This is a genomic window from Pirellulimonas nuda, assembly GCF_007750855.1.
Taxonomy (GTDB): Bacteria; Planctomycetota; Planctomycetia; order Pirellulales; family Lacipirellulaceae; genus Pirellulimonas; species Pirellulimonas nuda.
Genome location: NZ_CP036291.1, coordinates 2361177 through 2375017 on the forward strand (window position 1 = coordinate 2361177; position 13841 = coordinate 2375017).

At 63.6% G+C, this 13841-nt stretch carries 10 protein-coding genes; 6 read left to right on the forward strand and 4 right to left on the reverse strand.

The genetic code is table 11. From position 1 onward, the window contains the following. Window positions 1–30: 30 nt before the first annotated feature. The 4 genes from Pla175_RS09600 to Pla175_RS09615 all read right to left on the reverse strand — a co-directional run bounded on the left by Pla175_RS09600 (window position 31) and on the right by Pla175_RS09615 (window position 6507). Window positions 31–1326, reverse strand: coding sequence for a DUF1552 domain-containing protein (locus Pla175_RS09600; protein ID WP_145283599.1), 1296 nt, complete (start codon window positions 1324–1326; stop codon window positions 31–33). Between the two features lie 5 nt (window positions 1327–1331). Next, window positions 1332–4220 (reverse strand): DUF1592 domain-containing protein, encoded by a 2889-nt coding sequence (locus Pla175_RS09605; protein WP_145283602.1) that lies wholly within the window; start codon window positions 4218–4220, stop codon window positions 1332–1334. A gap of 149 nt (window positions 4221–4369) precedes the next feature. Continuing rightward, window positions 4370–5908: a FecR family protein gene (locus Pla175_RS09610; protein WP_145283604.1), complete on the reverse strand. Its 1539-nt coding sequence runs from the start codon at window positions 5906–5908 to the stop codon at window positions 4370–4372. Then, the gene (locus Pla175_RS09615) at window positions 5905–6507 is read right to left on the reverse strand and encodes a sigma-70 family RNA polymerase sigma factor (protein ID WP_197527386.1); all 603 of its coding nucleotides are present in this window, start codon (window positions 6505–6507) and stop codon (window positions 5905–5907) included. Before Pla175_RS09615 ends, Pla175_RS09610 begins: the two co-directional genes overlap by 4 nt. Window positions 6508–7101: 594 nt before the next feature. Here Pla175_RS09615 and Pla175_RS09620 point away from each other — a divergent pair. The 6 genes from Pla175_RS09620 to Pla175_RS09645 all read left to right on the forward strand — a co-directional run bounded on the left by Pla175_RS09620 (window position 7102) and on the right by Pla175_RS09645 (window position 13836). Next, window positions 7102–8088: a hypothetical protein gene (locus Pla175_RS09620; protein ID WP_145283609.1), complete on the forward strand. Its 987-nt coding sequence runs from the start codon at window positions 7102–7104 to the stop codon at window positions 8086–8088. Window positions 8089–8474: 386 nt separating this feature from the next. After that, entirely contained in the window at window positions 8475–10856 is a 2382-nt protein-coding gene (locus Pla175_RS09625; protein ID WP_145283611.1) for a hypothetical protein, read from the forward strand. A 72-nt stretch (window positions 10857–10928) separates the two neighbouring features. Continuing rightward, window positions 10929–11897: a DUF1559 domain-containing protein gene (locus Pla175_RS09630; RefSeq protein WP_145283614.1), complete on the forward strand. Its 969-nt coding sequence runs from the start codon at window positions 10929–10931 to the stop codon at window positions 11895–11897. Between the two features lie 83 nt (window positions 11898–11980). Next, window positions 11981–12373, forward strand: a complete 393-nt coding sequence (locus tag Pla175_RS09635) for a hypothetical protein (RefSeq protein WP_145283616.1) — start codon at window positions 11981–11983, stop codon at window positions 12371–12373. 230 nt (window positions 12374–12603) lie between these two features. Then, window positions 12604–12801 (forward strand): hypothetical protein, encoded by a 198-nt coding sequence (locus Pla175_RS09640; protein WP_145283618.1) that lies wholly within the window; start codon window positions 12604–12606, stop codon window positions 12799–12801. A 201-nt stretch (window positions 12802–13002) separates the two neighbouring features. Then, entirely contained in the window at window positions 13003–13836 is an 834-nt protein-coding gene (locus Pla175_RS09645) for a hypothetical protein (RefSeq protein ID WP_145283621.1), read from the forward strand. Window positions 13837–13841 lie beyond the last annotated feature (5 nt).

The following is a 13841-nucleotide window of genomic DNA, read 5'->3' on the forward strand; positions in this document are numbered from 1 at the left end:
GAGCAAGGTCGAGGGCCTGGGGCCGCCGAGCTACAGGCTTACCACGCCGGTGCTGTCAGCGAACTTCTTCTGCTCTATCCCCGCGACCTGAAGCACCGATAGCCAAAGGTTCGCCAGCGGCACCTTACCGCTGTACTTGTGGTGGTATCCGGTCCGCAGCCCGACCCCCGCCTTTCCGGCCGTGACGAGCGGCACGTCGTTGTAGTTGTGGATGCGGCCGTCACCCATTCCCGAGCCAAGAAACACCAGCGAGTTGTCGAGCAGGTTGCCGTCCCCCTCCGGGGTCGCCTTGAGCCGCTTGACGAGGTGGGCGAACTGTTCGACGTGGAAGCGGTCGATCTTGCGGAGCTTCTCCTTGGCTTCCTCTCCCTTGGTGTGCGTCAGGACGTGATGGTTTTCAGGGGAGTCAAACACGCCGTCGTACATCCGCGGGGTGTCCCAACGCTCCGGGTCGATTACCAGCGTCGCGACGCGCGTCAGGTCTTGCTGGAACGACAACGCGATGAGGTCTTCCATCAACCGGATGTACGCCCCGCGTTCTTCAGGGACCCCGGTCGGCTCCTGGATGGGAGCGGCTTTGCCGTTGGCGGCCCGCCGTTCGGCCCGTTCGATCCTTACTTCGGCGCTCCGAACGGACTCGAGGTACTCGTCCAGCTTTCCCTGGTCGTCGGCGCCCAACTTGCGGCTCAAGCTCTGCGCGTCTTCCAGGATCACGTCGAGCACGCTCTTGGTAATCGGCTTAGGACGGCCGAACAGCCGGCGGAAGACCTCCCGGGGGTCTTTCTGGGGACCCGCCGCATAGCCCGGCCCGTGCCACGAGATCGTCTCAAAATACTTGGTCTCTTTCTGGTTGGCGTGATCGTTGCAGCTCAGCTCCAGCGAAGGAAGCAGTGTGGCCCCGCCAATCCGCCTCGCGATCATCTGGTCGACCGTGCGGTTGGTGCTGAAGCCGCCGTCCAGCGCCTCGGTGGGGGGCGAGCTAGTCAGCCAGCAACAGCCCGCTTGGGCGTGGACGCCGGTGCCGCCGCGGAACTCGCGGTCCAAGCCCGTGTAGATGTTGATGTCGTCGCGGAACTCGGCCAAGGGCTCCAGGCTGCGGGTCATTTCCCAGTCGCGGCCATCCCGCGTGGGGTGCCACGCGTCTTGGGCGACCCCGTTGGGGATATACACCCAAACGAAACGCTGCGGCCTAGCGGCCGCGGCGCCCCGCGCCAGGGCCGGCGACATCGCTTCGAGCCAGGGCAACGCGAGGGAGACCCCCAGCCCGCGCAGCAGCGTCCGGCGGTCGAGCGGGCGGTTGGTGAGGCAGGCGGGGGCGTATTTCATCGGCGTCACTTGCTGGTGGTTAGCTGAAAGGCGTCGCTGTTGACGATCGCCGAGATCATCGCGCTCAGCTTGTAGTTGTTTGCTTCGGTCTGTGCTTGGACCTGATCAACCAGGGCCGTGTCGAAGTACTCCAGCTTGCGGGAAAGCGCGTAGCTCAGCAGATGCTCGGTGAAGCCCTGCACGAAGCGGTCGCGGTCTTCCAGCAGCAACTGCTTGAACTCGGCCGGGCCATCGAACGACCCTAGTCCGCGGATGCTGCCTGAGGGATCAATCTGCTCGTCCCCTTCTTGCTCGCGCCAACGACCGATAGCGTCGTAGCTCTCCATGGCGAACCCGGGTGGATCGATGCGGTTGTGGCACACAGCGCACGCAGGATCGGCTCGGTGCAGCTCCACCTTCTCGCGCAGAGTCAGCCGCTGGCCATCGACCTCCTGTTCTTCGATGTCCGGAACGGCGACCGTCGGCGGCGGCGGGGGGCGGTTGAGGATCGTCTCCAAGAACCACGCACCACGCTTGATCGGGCTGGTCCGCGTGGGAAACGATGTCAGGGTGAGCGTTGCGCCCATGGTGATGACGCCCCCCCGCCGCGCGTCGGGGAGCCGAACGCGTCGCCAGGTGTCGTCCGAGTTCAGCGAGCCCTTGCCGAGCACTTCGCCCGATCGGTACGAACGCAGCTCGGAACCGTCGAACCCGTACAGCCGAGCGACCCTGGCGTTCACGTAGGTGTAGTCCGAATGCAACAGGTCCAGGACGGGGCGGTCCTCCACCATCACGGTTTCTACCGCCAGCAACGCCTCGCCAAACAGGTCGCGTGCCGAGGTGCGCTTTCCCTGAGGGCCGCTGTAGAAGTCCCTGAAGGCCTTGCTGTCGGGCTGGCTCGACCACAGCTCGCGGAGGCGTAGCCACTCCACGAAGAAGCTCTCGGAAAGCTCCCGCACACGCTCGTCCCGCAGCATCCGCCGCACCTGTGCTTCCAACTGCTCCGGTTCCGAAAGGCGCCCGCTGTCGGCCAGCGCCAGCAGTTGGTCGTCCGGCATGGTGCTCCACAGAAAGTAGCTCAGGCGCGAGGCCAGCTCGTGGTCGGTGAGCCTCCGAACGCCTTCCGCGTCCGTTGGGTCGTCGGTTCGCCCGACGTGGATCAGGTACAGGAAACTAGGAGAGCAGAGCACGCCCTGGAGGGCGGCTCGCATGGCCTGCTCCTCATCCCCCCCGGCGTCCTGAGACGACTCGTACAGTGCGAAATATCGGTCGACTTCCGACGCCTCCACCGGGCGCCGGAACGCCCGGTGCATAAAGCGCGCCAGCCGCTCCTTGGGCGACAGGGACGACATGTCTTGCACGGCGACGACCGCATCCACCTTCGGCGGCTTCGCGGGGCGGCTCGGCGCCGCGGGGGGGTCGGGAAGCTCGCGCCCGGACACCTGAACGACTGGCTCCCCGCCGTCTTCAACGATGAACGCCAAGTCGTCAATCATCAGGTAGGGACCGTCGAGGCCGCTGCCATCGATGTCCAGCGACTGGATGCCGCTTCCGTCTGGAGCATCAAAAGCAACAAATGCGTTAGACTCTCCGGCCCCCGCCGCTAGATCGATCTCGACGCGTTTGGTTTCGCCGTTGCTGAACCGCGCGGAAACAGCCACCGGGCCCGACTGCTCGTTGCGGCTGAGGAGCACAAGCCCCACCGAAACGGGGCCCTTCCATCCGTCCTCTGCGGAGCGATGGAACGATACCGAGAAGCTAGTCTCGCCCTGATTCTTGTTCGACAGCAGCGTCGAGCCAGACGATTCCGACACGGACGAGAACCCAACGGCCCACAGCTCGGAATCGAAGCGGAGTTCCAGAACGCGGTTTGCGTTCAGGCCGTAGGCCACGTTCAAGGACTGGTCACTTTGCTTGAATTTCCGGTTTAGATGGTCTTCGAATCCCTCAACGCCCCCGGCGTCTAGTCGATAGGCCTCCTCCAAGCGTCGCTGAAATGTCGCGAGGTCGGTGCTGCTGCCGTCCGCAGTCACCAGGACATTCTCGTTTGGCGCCACCCTTCCGACAGAATTGACAATGGCTGGCTTGGGCCTCGGCGCCGCGACGGCGGTGGCTGGGGCCTGCGCCCTTTTCTTCGAGCGTGCCGAGGCGTTGGGGAACAGCTCATGGGCCCGAGTCGCTTCGGTCAACAGGTTGGGGTGAAAGGCAATCTCGTGCGCCAACTGCACATACTGGTCGAGTGTGCTCGCGGAGATGTCCTGAGCGTCGCCGCGGTTCGAAAAACCGTGGTCGGCGCGGCTGTCGGGTGGGAGTCCCGAATCGGGCAGTAGGACGGGGTAGCGGGAGCCGTACTCCCGGCCCGTCATCGTCAGCGTATCGGGCATCTCGCCGCTGGCCGGATCAAAATACGACTTATCAAACGGAAGCCGCTCGGAGAACATGAAGACATCGGTGCTGAGCCCTAGCAGGTCGCGCACCGTGTTGTTGTATTCCAGTCGGGTAAGCCTCCTGGCGGCGGCGCGCCCCGGGCGGCTCTCTGCGCCGGCCGCCTCCTTCGCCATCAGGGCCCGGATCGCATTGGTCATGGCCTGCCGCTCTTCGTCGCTGGGCTGGTCCATGTAGTCGGGGGGCATCTCGTACGCCTCAATGGCGTTTAGCGCCTTTTGCCAAGACGCCATCGACTCCGCCGTGCCCGACTGCTCGAACAGCTCCGTAAGGCTGAACCCCCCCTCGGGGCCATCGACGACGGGCCCGTGGCAGTCAATGCAGTAGGTCGAAGTTAGCGGCTGGAGAGACTGGATAGGATCGTCGGGGCCGGCGACCGCCGTAGCCTGGCCGCATGCCAAGGCCATCAGCCCGCACGCGACGGTGATGCTCTGTAGAGCCGCTTCGAGTTGGTTTCGTAACGCTTGCATCGGCTGGGGTCGAAGAAAAGTGCGCTAGGTTGGTTCGGGTGAGTCTCGGATGAGCCGCTCGCCGGCGCTGAGCCTGTCCGGCTAGCGCGCGTCACGCCGGCACTGCCGGAGTGATGAAGGTTGTGAGCACCGGGTCGGTTCCGAACCGGCTACTCGACATCGGTCGTAACGGTCGGCTCGGTAACCGATGGATCTCGCGAGATCCACATCCGGTCGATCACCAGCCCCAAGTCCCGCTTCTGAGAGCTCACCATGACCATGTAGATCGGTCGGTCGAGCACCGGAGGAGTCATATCTCGCGCCTCAAAATCATCGCCCCCCTCGAACTCGCGGCCCGTCCGCTTGAACGCCGCAAGGGGGATGCTGAGCGTACGCCACTTGCCGGTCCAATCGGAACGCTGTCGATGCGGTTCTTGATACTCGTAGTGCATGCGTCCGCGCATGAAGACGAGCACATGGTAGAAATCGTCTCGGCTGACCTTCATCCGCAGGTTCAGAACGCTGTCTTCATGGATCGACACCAGCCCCCGCTTCCAGATCTCCTGGTCGACGCCGGTGGCTACCCCGAAGTCGTCCCCGTCAAGACTCTTGCTCGCGGTGACGCCGCCGCTGGACCCATCGGGGAGCCCCTGGGAAACCCAGGAGCCGCTATTCCACTCCGACGGCAGCCCGTCTTCGAAGTCTTCGACCCACTGATCGGGGCAACGGTCGAGGTCGAAGGCCCGATACTCGGGCGATCGGTCGCCGTTCTCCGGCGTCGAGGCGACGGCGTACTCACCCGCGTTCACCTCCACTAACTCGCCGTCGGTGCTCCGCCACATCCGCACTTGACCTCCCGAGACGCTCAGAGTTGTCGCGCTCGGGACCCGGCTGATCGCCAGCTCCGTACCCACCACCTCGATGGTTGCTTCTGCCGTCGTAATCTTAAGCGGCTTTCCGGCCGGTTGAGGCTTGACCGACGCGCTCACAAAACCCGCCTCCACGTCCACCAGCTTTTGGCCTCCGCGGAGCTCGAACGACGCGGTGCTCTCGCTGGCCAGCTCCACGATCGTGCCGTCGGCGTACCTCAGGCTCACCAGACCGCTCCCCCCTCCGGTGGCGACCACAACGCCGTTGCGGAGCCACACCTCCTCCCCCGCATCCCAGCCGACCTTCTTGCCGTCGACCATCACCTGACCCGACCAGGCGACCGCCTGAATGCCGCGATCCGCTGCATCGAGTGCGTCGGCGTCCCGGGCGACGTGGGGTCGAAACGGCGCGTCGCCCCAGTGGCGTGAGGCGACGAATAGTCCCGCCAGCAGTGATGCCGCCAACACCCCTAAGCCGCCGGCCAGCAGCGCGGCGTTCCAGCGGCCAGAACTTGCCCCCGCCTTCGCCGGCCGTCTCACCCCCGACCGCTTGGCAGGTGTTGCCCCGATCGCATCGCAAGGAACCCCGACAGCGGCCGCAAAAGCGGCTTCGATCGTGGCGGGGCTGTCCTGAACTCTGGCGTCCCCGTCCTCCGACGAGAGACTCTGGAGCTCCCCGTAGTCGATCGAGTATCCGGCGAGCGTGGCGCAGAAGCGCGGGTCTTGCAGTAGCTGGAGGAACTCTGGCAAGGGGGCCTTCTCGCCACCTTCGAGGTAGTCCAGGCAGACCTTCCCCCAGTGGTCTGCCTCGGCCGTGCTTGGATTTTGGTTCTCGTTCATTCCTGAGCCCCTTTACTGGCGAGGCGAAACTCAATGCACTTCCTAAGGGCCATCCGCGCCCGATAGAGCGACTTCCGGACCGTTTCTTGCTTACGCCCCATTTGAACAGCGAGATCGCCGAGGCTGATCCGCTTTGCGTAACGTTGTTCGATTAACTGACGCAGGGTCGGCTCGAGTTTCGCGAGACAGGTACGCAGCGCCTTGCGTTGCTCGATCGGGGCGGACTGTTCTTCGACCCGCCGGAACCCGTCGGAAACGTTCTGCAACAGCTCATCCGACAGCAGCGCCGGACGCGCGTCGCGTTGACGCCAATAGGCCAGAACTCGCCGGCGGGCGATCTCCCGGGCCCAGGCGCCGAAGTTGGTTCCCACTTGGAAACTGCCGCTGCTCTCGCACACCGCAACGGACACTTCCTGCAGCACTTCCTCCGCGGCGTCATGGTCGCGAACAGCCGCGAAAATGAACCCGAACAGCGAATTGCGATGCTCGATCAGCAAACGAAGGACGTCATGACGGTCGTTCTCCAATGGTTCACCCACCTCTTGAAATTGCTCGTAAGTGGGCGTGCTGCATGCAATTGCGCCTACGGCGGCGCCCATTTTTGGACTGCTTGGCATGAGTCCTCCTGGATAGTACAGAGGCGACGGGCGCCGTCTTCGGGACAGGGTATTTCCTGAGCGACCATTATTTAGCGGGGGGGCCGGATCGACCGGCCGGCCTGCCACGACATTCTAGGCGTCAGGTGCGCGAGGCCGCTGCGCGCACGGACGAGGTGGTTTTCGAGAATCGTTGGGCAGCCGCCCGAGATTTTTTGTCCCGTAAGCGGAGCGCGCCGCCTCTAACCTTGGCTGCGACACCGCAAGGTGCTTTGTGCCAACACGCGGGTCCAGCGGTGCGGTCCAGGAGGCAGGCGAGGCGGTCCCAAGGGCTAGCGAACGGGTCGCTGCTCCGTTGGCGCTGCCTACGGTTCGGCGCCGCAGCGTGCTGGCTCCGCGGGCCTGATAGGGGCCGGTCGACTTTTCCATTGCTAATCGGTTGTCGTTCTTGACGTTGTCTTGCTGAACCTCGTGTTCTGGGTTGGACCTCATCCGGCATGGGCTGGTTGAAACCACGAAGGGCCCGCTTGAAACGACGTAGGGCCCGGCTGCTCCAGTGACTTTTGACTGCTTCTGAGACCCAAAAAGGTGCACACGATGAATGTAGCGTCCCGTTGGCTGTTGGGGGCACGTCGGGCCTGGGCCCCCGTGCTGAGTTTAGGGTTGTTGATCTCGGCGGTTCCGGTCGCCCACGCGGTGACAATTGTCAATGCGGCGGTCGCTCCACTGAGCGTCACGGACGTCGCTCTGCTCCCCGGCGATCCGGCCTTGGTTGGGGTGGGCAATGCTTCTTCTTTCACCTTTAACTTTCAAGCTGCCAACACTAGCAGCTCCTATCTCGCGGTGGCCATCTACAAGGACGATGACGTCCAGGATATTGCTGGAATCACCTTCAATGGCTCCCCGGCGACGTGGATGCAGCAAGGCCGCTCCGCATACGCTTACGGCCCGGTGACCGATGGCGTTGTGGCGGTCGAGGTCACTACCGCGGCTGTGGGTCTGGTCTTTCCAGCCGATTACAACAACGACCTCGCGACCGACGCGGCGGACTACACGGTTTGGAGAGACAACCTCGACGCAACCCTCGCTCCCTTTCCCGGTCAAAACCCCGCCGCGACGACCCCAGGCGTCGTCGATCAAGAAGACTACGACTTTTGGAGCCAGAACTTCGGCAGCACCGGTGAAGACGTATTCGATACGGCGCCGTGGTCCGTCCTTGCCTACCAAGTGAACAACACTTCCGGCGTGGATGCAACCGTGGTGAAGTACGACCCCGCCGCCACGGTGCTGCCGGACCCGACCGACACTCAGATCACGACCACGCAGACTTCCGCGATCCTGAGCGTGCTGTTCAACGACCGCACGAGCCAGTCGGCCACCGTGTTCGCTGGCGACGGGATTATCGAGCCCGGTTCGCAGACGCTGCAATACAACGGCAACATCCAGTTCGTCTCGTCGACTGTCGGCACGGTCGGAGAGAACGGCGGGGTGGAGGCAGGTACGTACAACCTGTTCTGGGACTTCCCGTTCACGAACCAGCGGCGTGTGGGGCAGATCGCGCTCGCCTTGCGGACGCGGCAGTAGTGGCCCCCCCAGCCGCCACGGTGCCGGAGCCCAGCGCCGCGGCGCTGCTGGCTTTGGCTTCTCTGGCGGCGGTTCGGGCGGCCAAGCTTTGCGGTCGGTAATGTCGATTGTGCTTCGCGGGCTGACTCGCTTGGCCCGCCGGGAGGGACCGCAAGCGGTTCCAGGCTCAGGCCGGGTTCCTTAGGTGCGGGGCAGCGCCTAGGCGAGCAATCGGTGGAAGGCCTGCGAGCCGCTTGTGTTCCTATCTTTCCCCCAACACTGCAGAACGTTGCTTCATGGCCCTGTTCCCCGACACCCTACGATCTCCCCGGCGGACAGGAGCGTCGTTCCCGTGGTTTGCGCCGCAGCGAACGCGGCTTGCCAGGGGCTTCCACGTAGCGGTTCTGTTGGCGCTCACCCTTGCCCATTCGCCCGCGATTGGCGGGGAGCGACTGCCGGCCACCGCAAGTGCTGGGGGACCCGTCATCGGGTCGCAGCAAGCCGTCACCGACTGGGCGTTTCAAGCCAAGGCCGACGCATTTACGCCCGATGCCTTGCTCGACCTCCGGCGATTGAATGAAGCCAACTCAGGGCAGTCGGGATTTGTGCGGCTCTCGGCCGATGGCTCGTCGTTCGTCTTGGGCGACGGCTCGCCGGTCCGGTTCTGGGCAATCGGTTCTGAAGCCCTTCGGCGCCCATCCGGAGCAGACGACGCCCGCTGGCAGGAGGCCCTGCAACGCCACTGCCGCTTCCTGGCGAAGCGAGGGGTCAACATGGTGCGACTGCACCTGACGATAGCGGATACGAGCGAGGGTGCGAGCATCGACGAAGTCGACTCCGAGACGCTCGAAGGAGTGTTTCGCTTTGTGGCGGCCGCCAAATCGAACGGCATCTATCTGACGATCTCTCCCTACTACGCAAACCACCGCACGCCGACGAGCTGGCGCCTTGATGGCTATTCGAGAACGCATGGCGAGCCCTGGGGCGCCCTCTTCCTCGACCCGCGACTCCAAGACGCGTACCGCGTCTGGACACGCAAGCTCTACACCACTCGGAACCCCTTCACCGGGCTTCCCATCGCCGAGGACCCCACCGTCGCGATCCTGCAGGTCCACAACGAAGACAGCGTGTTCTTCTGGACCTTCGGAGCTCTGCCGGATGAGCAAAAGACCCAAGCGGCGCAGCTCTTCGGAGATTGGCTTACCGAGCGGTACGGCTCGCTGCAAAAAGCGGCCGAACGTTGGCCGAACACAAGTTCGGAATTCGACGACTTCGACCGGGGTCGGGCCGGGCTGCTGGGCCCCTACGAGCAGTCACGCACGTGGGGCGACCAGCGCGACATCCGGCTCCGTGACGAAGTTGAGTTTTTGGCCGAACTTCAGCGAGACTTCTACGCGACCACGGGCCGATTCCTGCGCGATGAGCTGGGCTGCCGGCAACTGCTAAACGCGAGCAACTGGCGCACCGCGAATGACGAACGTCTGAAAGCGATCGAACGCTGGACGTATGCTGCGCTGGACATCGACGCAGAGAACGAATACTTCGGCCTGGATGACCAGCACGTGGGCGAACACAGCAACTACCGTATCGACGCCGGTCACTTCCTGCAGAATCGATCGTGCCTATTCAGCCCGTTCGAGCACGTCTGCAACTACAAGAGCCAGCCGGGGCGACCCTTCCTCTTGACCGAGACGAGTTGGAAGAACCCCAACCTCTACCAAGCCGAGGGACCTTTCTTGGTGGCGCTGTACCAATCACTCAGCTCGGTAGACGGCGTCTACTGGTTTACGGCCCTGGAGCCGGAGTGGTGCGTCGATCCGCGGAGGAAGATGTGGCCCTCCGGCGACAGCCTGGCGCATCACAAGTGGAGCTGCTCCACACCGATGCTGTTGGGGATGTTCCCGGCGGCCGCGGTGACTTTCCGGAATGGTTACATCGCGGAAGGGAGCACCGTAGCTCGCATCGAACGCACTCTGGACTCGATCCTGAACCGTGACCCGCCCAAGATTGACGACAACGAGATCTACCAGCCCGACTGGACAGAGGCCGAGCTTGGCTCAGGGGCTCGTGAGGGGGGCCGGATCAGCCGCTCCGCGTTTCTCGTGGGCGCGGTTTCCGAGCGGCTCGGCGCGCCGAGCAACTCGACCGAAGTGGTTGATTTTTCTTCTGCTATCGACCCAGACGCGGGAGCGATTGCGGCCTCCAACGGTCAGGCGGTTTGGAACTATCGTCTCGGCTTCTGCACGATGGACTGCGAGAGGGCCCAGGGCGTCGCCGGATTTCTGAAGGATGCGGGGGGCCAATTCCGTCTGCAAGATACGCTGATTGAGTCGCAGGACGAGTACGCTGCGGTGAGCGTGGTGTCGCTTGATGGGATGCCGCTGCGGACGTCGGGTGAGGTTTTAATCCAGATTGGCTCCACGGCCCGTCTGACGGGCTGGGAGTCGACGGCGTCGACGTACGAGGTTAAGGGGAGATCGGTGACCGGCGAACAGATCGGCTCCACCGGCGAGCCCCCCTGGCGGGTCCGGTCGACTGGCGTGCGTATCCGCCTCGTCAACGATGCGGTGACACACGCCTACGCTTTGGACGCCAACGGCTACCCAACGGAGCGAGCGCCTCTGGTACGGGAGGGGTCGGAGGTGAGCCTGAAAGCGCCGCACGACTCGATGTATGTTGTGCTGACGCAAAGAAACGTCGAAGAAAGCGGGCCCGCGTCGCGCACGCGCGCCGCTTTGCGGGACAATCCCGCGGGGCTAGGGTCGATGCGCAACGGCGCCGGGGGTTAGTTTGCTGCGCCAGCTACAAGTTACGCCGTTTTGGAGCGGCGAAGTTCATCTTCTCAAGAAGGAATTCCTGACATGAAATCGTCCCGCACTGGTTTCACCCTGGTCGAGTTGCTAGTTGTGATCGCGATTATTGGGGTGCTTGTCGCGATGCTTCTCCCGGCGGTTCAGGCGGCTCGCGAAGCGGCCCGGCGGAGTTCCTGCAACAACAACCTGCGTCAGATGGCTATCGCGCTGCACAACCACCACGACACGGTCGGCTACTTCCCGTCCGGGTGGAAGTTTGATCGCAAGAACCCGGACCGTGCGGGTTGGGGCTGGAACGTCGCGCTGTTTCCTTACATGGAGCAGCGGAATATCTTCGACGCCATGGACGTCAGTAACAAAGACCTAGAAACGGTCAAGCTAGCGGCAACCGCGGCCGGTCAGAACAACCACGCGCTGCTCACGGTGATCCCGAACCTAAGGTGCCCCTCGGACACCGGCCCCGATATGAACGAAGATAAGAACATCAACAGCCTGCGGGTGCCGCTATCGAACTACGTCGCTTGCCACGGCTTGGCACAGCCCCTGGGAGAGTCCCGTGGGCTCGGCGATGAAGAAGGCGACGGCATTGGGGTATTCTACGGCAACAGCAAGACCAAGATGGAGCAGATCACCGACGGCACCAGCAAGACCTTGGCCCTTGGGGAACGCAGCTTTATCCTCAACGGCAAGGCAGCCGTCTGGGCCGGGGTCGGCAAACCGGCCGACGCCAGCTCTACTTTCGGCACCCCCAACGTCGGCGGCGGCGTGTCGTTCCATTTGAACGGCGCCGAGTCTCGCGGCGGCTTCCGCAGCCTCCACCCCGGGGGCGCCCAGTTCGTGTTCGCCGACTGCTCGGTCCACTTCATCTCCGATGACATCGAATCGAACATCGACACCTGCAAAGAGTGGTACTGCAACAGCGCAAGCTGGAGCCCCAAGGCTTCCATCACCGAGCGGCTTGGCGTCTATCAGCGTCTCGGGATGATGAACGACGGCCTCGTGGTCGGCAGCTACTGATCCCTTGTTTCGAACCGCAATCACCCGATCGGATGATCCGTTCCAGCGGCCACCCCGCAAAGCAACCAACAGCAGACCGAACCATGAAGTTGCGTCACCGGAGGGCCGCCCTGCCCCAGAAGTTCGTGCTGATCTTCACGCTTGTCTGCTTCGCGGTGCCCGTTTGCCAAGGTTGCATGGGCCGGCCGAAGGAGGGGGATGTTTGGGACTACAGTGAAGCCCTCGAGAACTTGCAGACCTTGAGGAGCGCCACCGAATCGGCGCCGAAGAAGATGGCGGCAATGGTTGCCCAAGAGTTGAAGGAGTCGTTCAGCAATCACAGCCGCCGTGCATCGGGAGAAGCAGCCAGTGTGTTGGCCTCTTTGTCGGATCAGACAAGTGCATTCGTCGAGGCGACATCCAAGGAGGACAAGGCAAAGCTGCTCGAACGCATCAAGGCGATGGAGCAAACCATACCCGCCCCCGCGGCTGGTTAGCTACCAGGAAGGTCGATCAACGCGTACCCATGGACTCCCCCGGCCCCCCTGTCCCCCTCGGCGCTCGAAACGTGCTTTATCCCAACGCGAGTCTTTCTCGAGGCGCCGCTTGTTTGGTATGCGTAGTGGCCTCGGCCTTGGGGTGCTCTCCCAGCACCTCCGTCAACACCTTCCCGGAAGTGCGGCTGCGTTTGGAGAGTCTTCAAGCAGTTGCGTCTCGCGGGGACGAGGTGAGAACCGAGAAGCTCGCGGTCGACTTGTTGACCCAACTGGCTCGACAACGAGATACGTCCACGGGTGAGCGCAAAGAGATCTATGAGCAGCTTGCCTCGCAGATGAACGCCTTCACCAGCGCCGCCTACAAGGAAGACGCCGAGGGACTTGAGGCCCGCATCGAGGCGATGCGGGCGAGCCTCCCTAGCGAATAGTTGGCGGCGTCGAAGGCGGACATTCGGGGTCGCCTGCCGCCGCCCGACACATGTCATCAGCGCGACCCCTTGCGAGATCCAACGATGCACATCAAGAAAGGCTGCTCACACGCCCTAGCTTCGGCGCTACTGCTATCGGGCTTGTGCATCGGATCCCCGTCGCGCGCCCAAGCGGAAGTGGCTGTTGCTCCGAGACGAATCTTGTTCGCCGGCTCGAGCAGCACCTACTTCAACGACATGCCGCTTCAAGTGGCCGAACTGCTGAGCGCCCACGCGGGCATGCCCGCCAAGGCCATTCTTGCCGGGCGGAGCGGCAGCGGCATCCACGTCTACCTGCGCGATGGGTACGACGACTACGAGTACGGCGTGCCGCGAGGAAGCACTTTTCTCGACGTGGTGCGGGACGGGGACTTCGATTACGTGGTTCTCATGGCGGTAGCCCAGTTCATTACGGGCGAAGATGGCGAGGAGCACGGCGCCGCGATCGACACGTATTGCCGCGCCGCGCGGGACGCCGGGAGCGAGCCGGTGATCTACGAAATGGGTTGGAGACGGAGCGATCGAGAAGAACTCGGCAGAAAGAAGATTTTGGAAGCCGCGGTTCGCAACGGGGTGCGGGTCTACGTCCCGTGCTCCAGTGCGTGGGCGCGGGTGTACCGCGAGCGCCCCGACCTGCTGCTCCAGGACCCGCCGGATACTGCGCATCCGGGCGCCTTGGGCTGCTACCTGAATTTGTGCTGCTTCGTCCGCGCGTTCAGCGGAAAGTCGGCCGAGGGTCTTCCCGCCACGGTGCGCGACTGGGCGCCTATGGACGATGCAGCCAAGCAGCGGGTGGGAGAAGAGCGGAAGCGGAACCCCCCGAGCGATCCCTACGTGAAGGCCCTCCCAGGCTGGATGCAGACGCGATCAATGGGTTCGGAATCCATTGCTATCGACCCGGAAGTTGCCGCCTACCTGCAACAAGTCGCCGACCAAGCCTGCGACGACGCCGAGGCGGCGCTGAAGACGAAGGCGAAGCAGCAGGCGGAGCAATAGTCGCT

What these genes read in the sequence shown, in the direction of transcription:
- Pla175_RS09600 (WP_145283599.1), bottom strand. Translation starts at nt 1,326, where the DNA reads ATGAAATACGCCCCCGCCTGCCTCACCAACCGCCCGCTCGACCGCCGG.
- Pla175_RS09605 (WP_145283602.1), bottom strand. Translation starts at nt 4,220, where the DNA reads ATGCAAGCGTTACGAAACCAACTCGAAGCGGCTCTACAGAGCATCACC.
- Pla175_RS09610 (WP_145283604.1), bottom strand. Translation starts at nt 5,908, where the DNA reads ATGAACGAGAACCAAAATCCAAGCACGGCCGAGGCAGACCACTGGGGG.
- Pla175_RS09615 (WP_197527386.1), bottom strand. Translation starts at nt 6,507, where the DNA reads ATGGGCGCCGCCGTAGGCGCAATTGCATGCAGCACGCCCACTTACGAG.
- Pla175_RS09620 (WP_145283609.1), top strand. Translation starts at nt 7,102, where the DNA reads ATGAATGTAGCGTCCCGTTGGCTGTTGGGGGCACGTCGGGCCTGGGCC.
- Pla175_RS09630 (WP_145283614.1), top strand. Translation starts at nt 10,929, where the DNA reads ATGAAATCGTCCCGCACTGGTTTCACCCTGGTCGAGTTGCTAGTTGTG.
- Pla175_RS09635 (WP_145283616.1), top strand. Translation starts at nt 11,981, where the DNA reads ATGAAGTTGCGTCACCGGAGGGCCGCCCTGCCCCAGAAGTTCGTGCTG.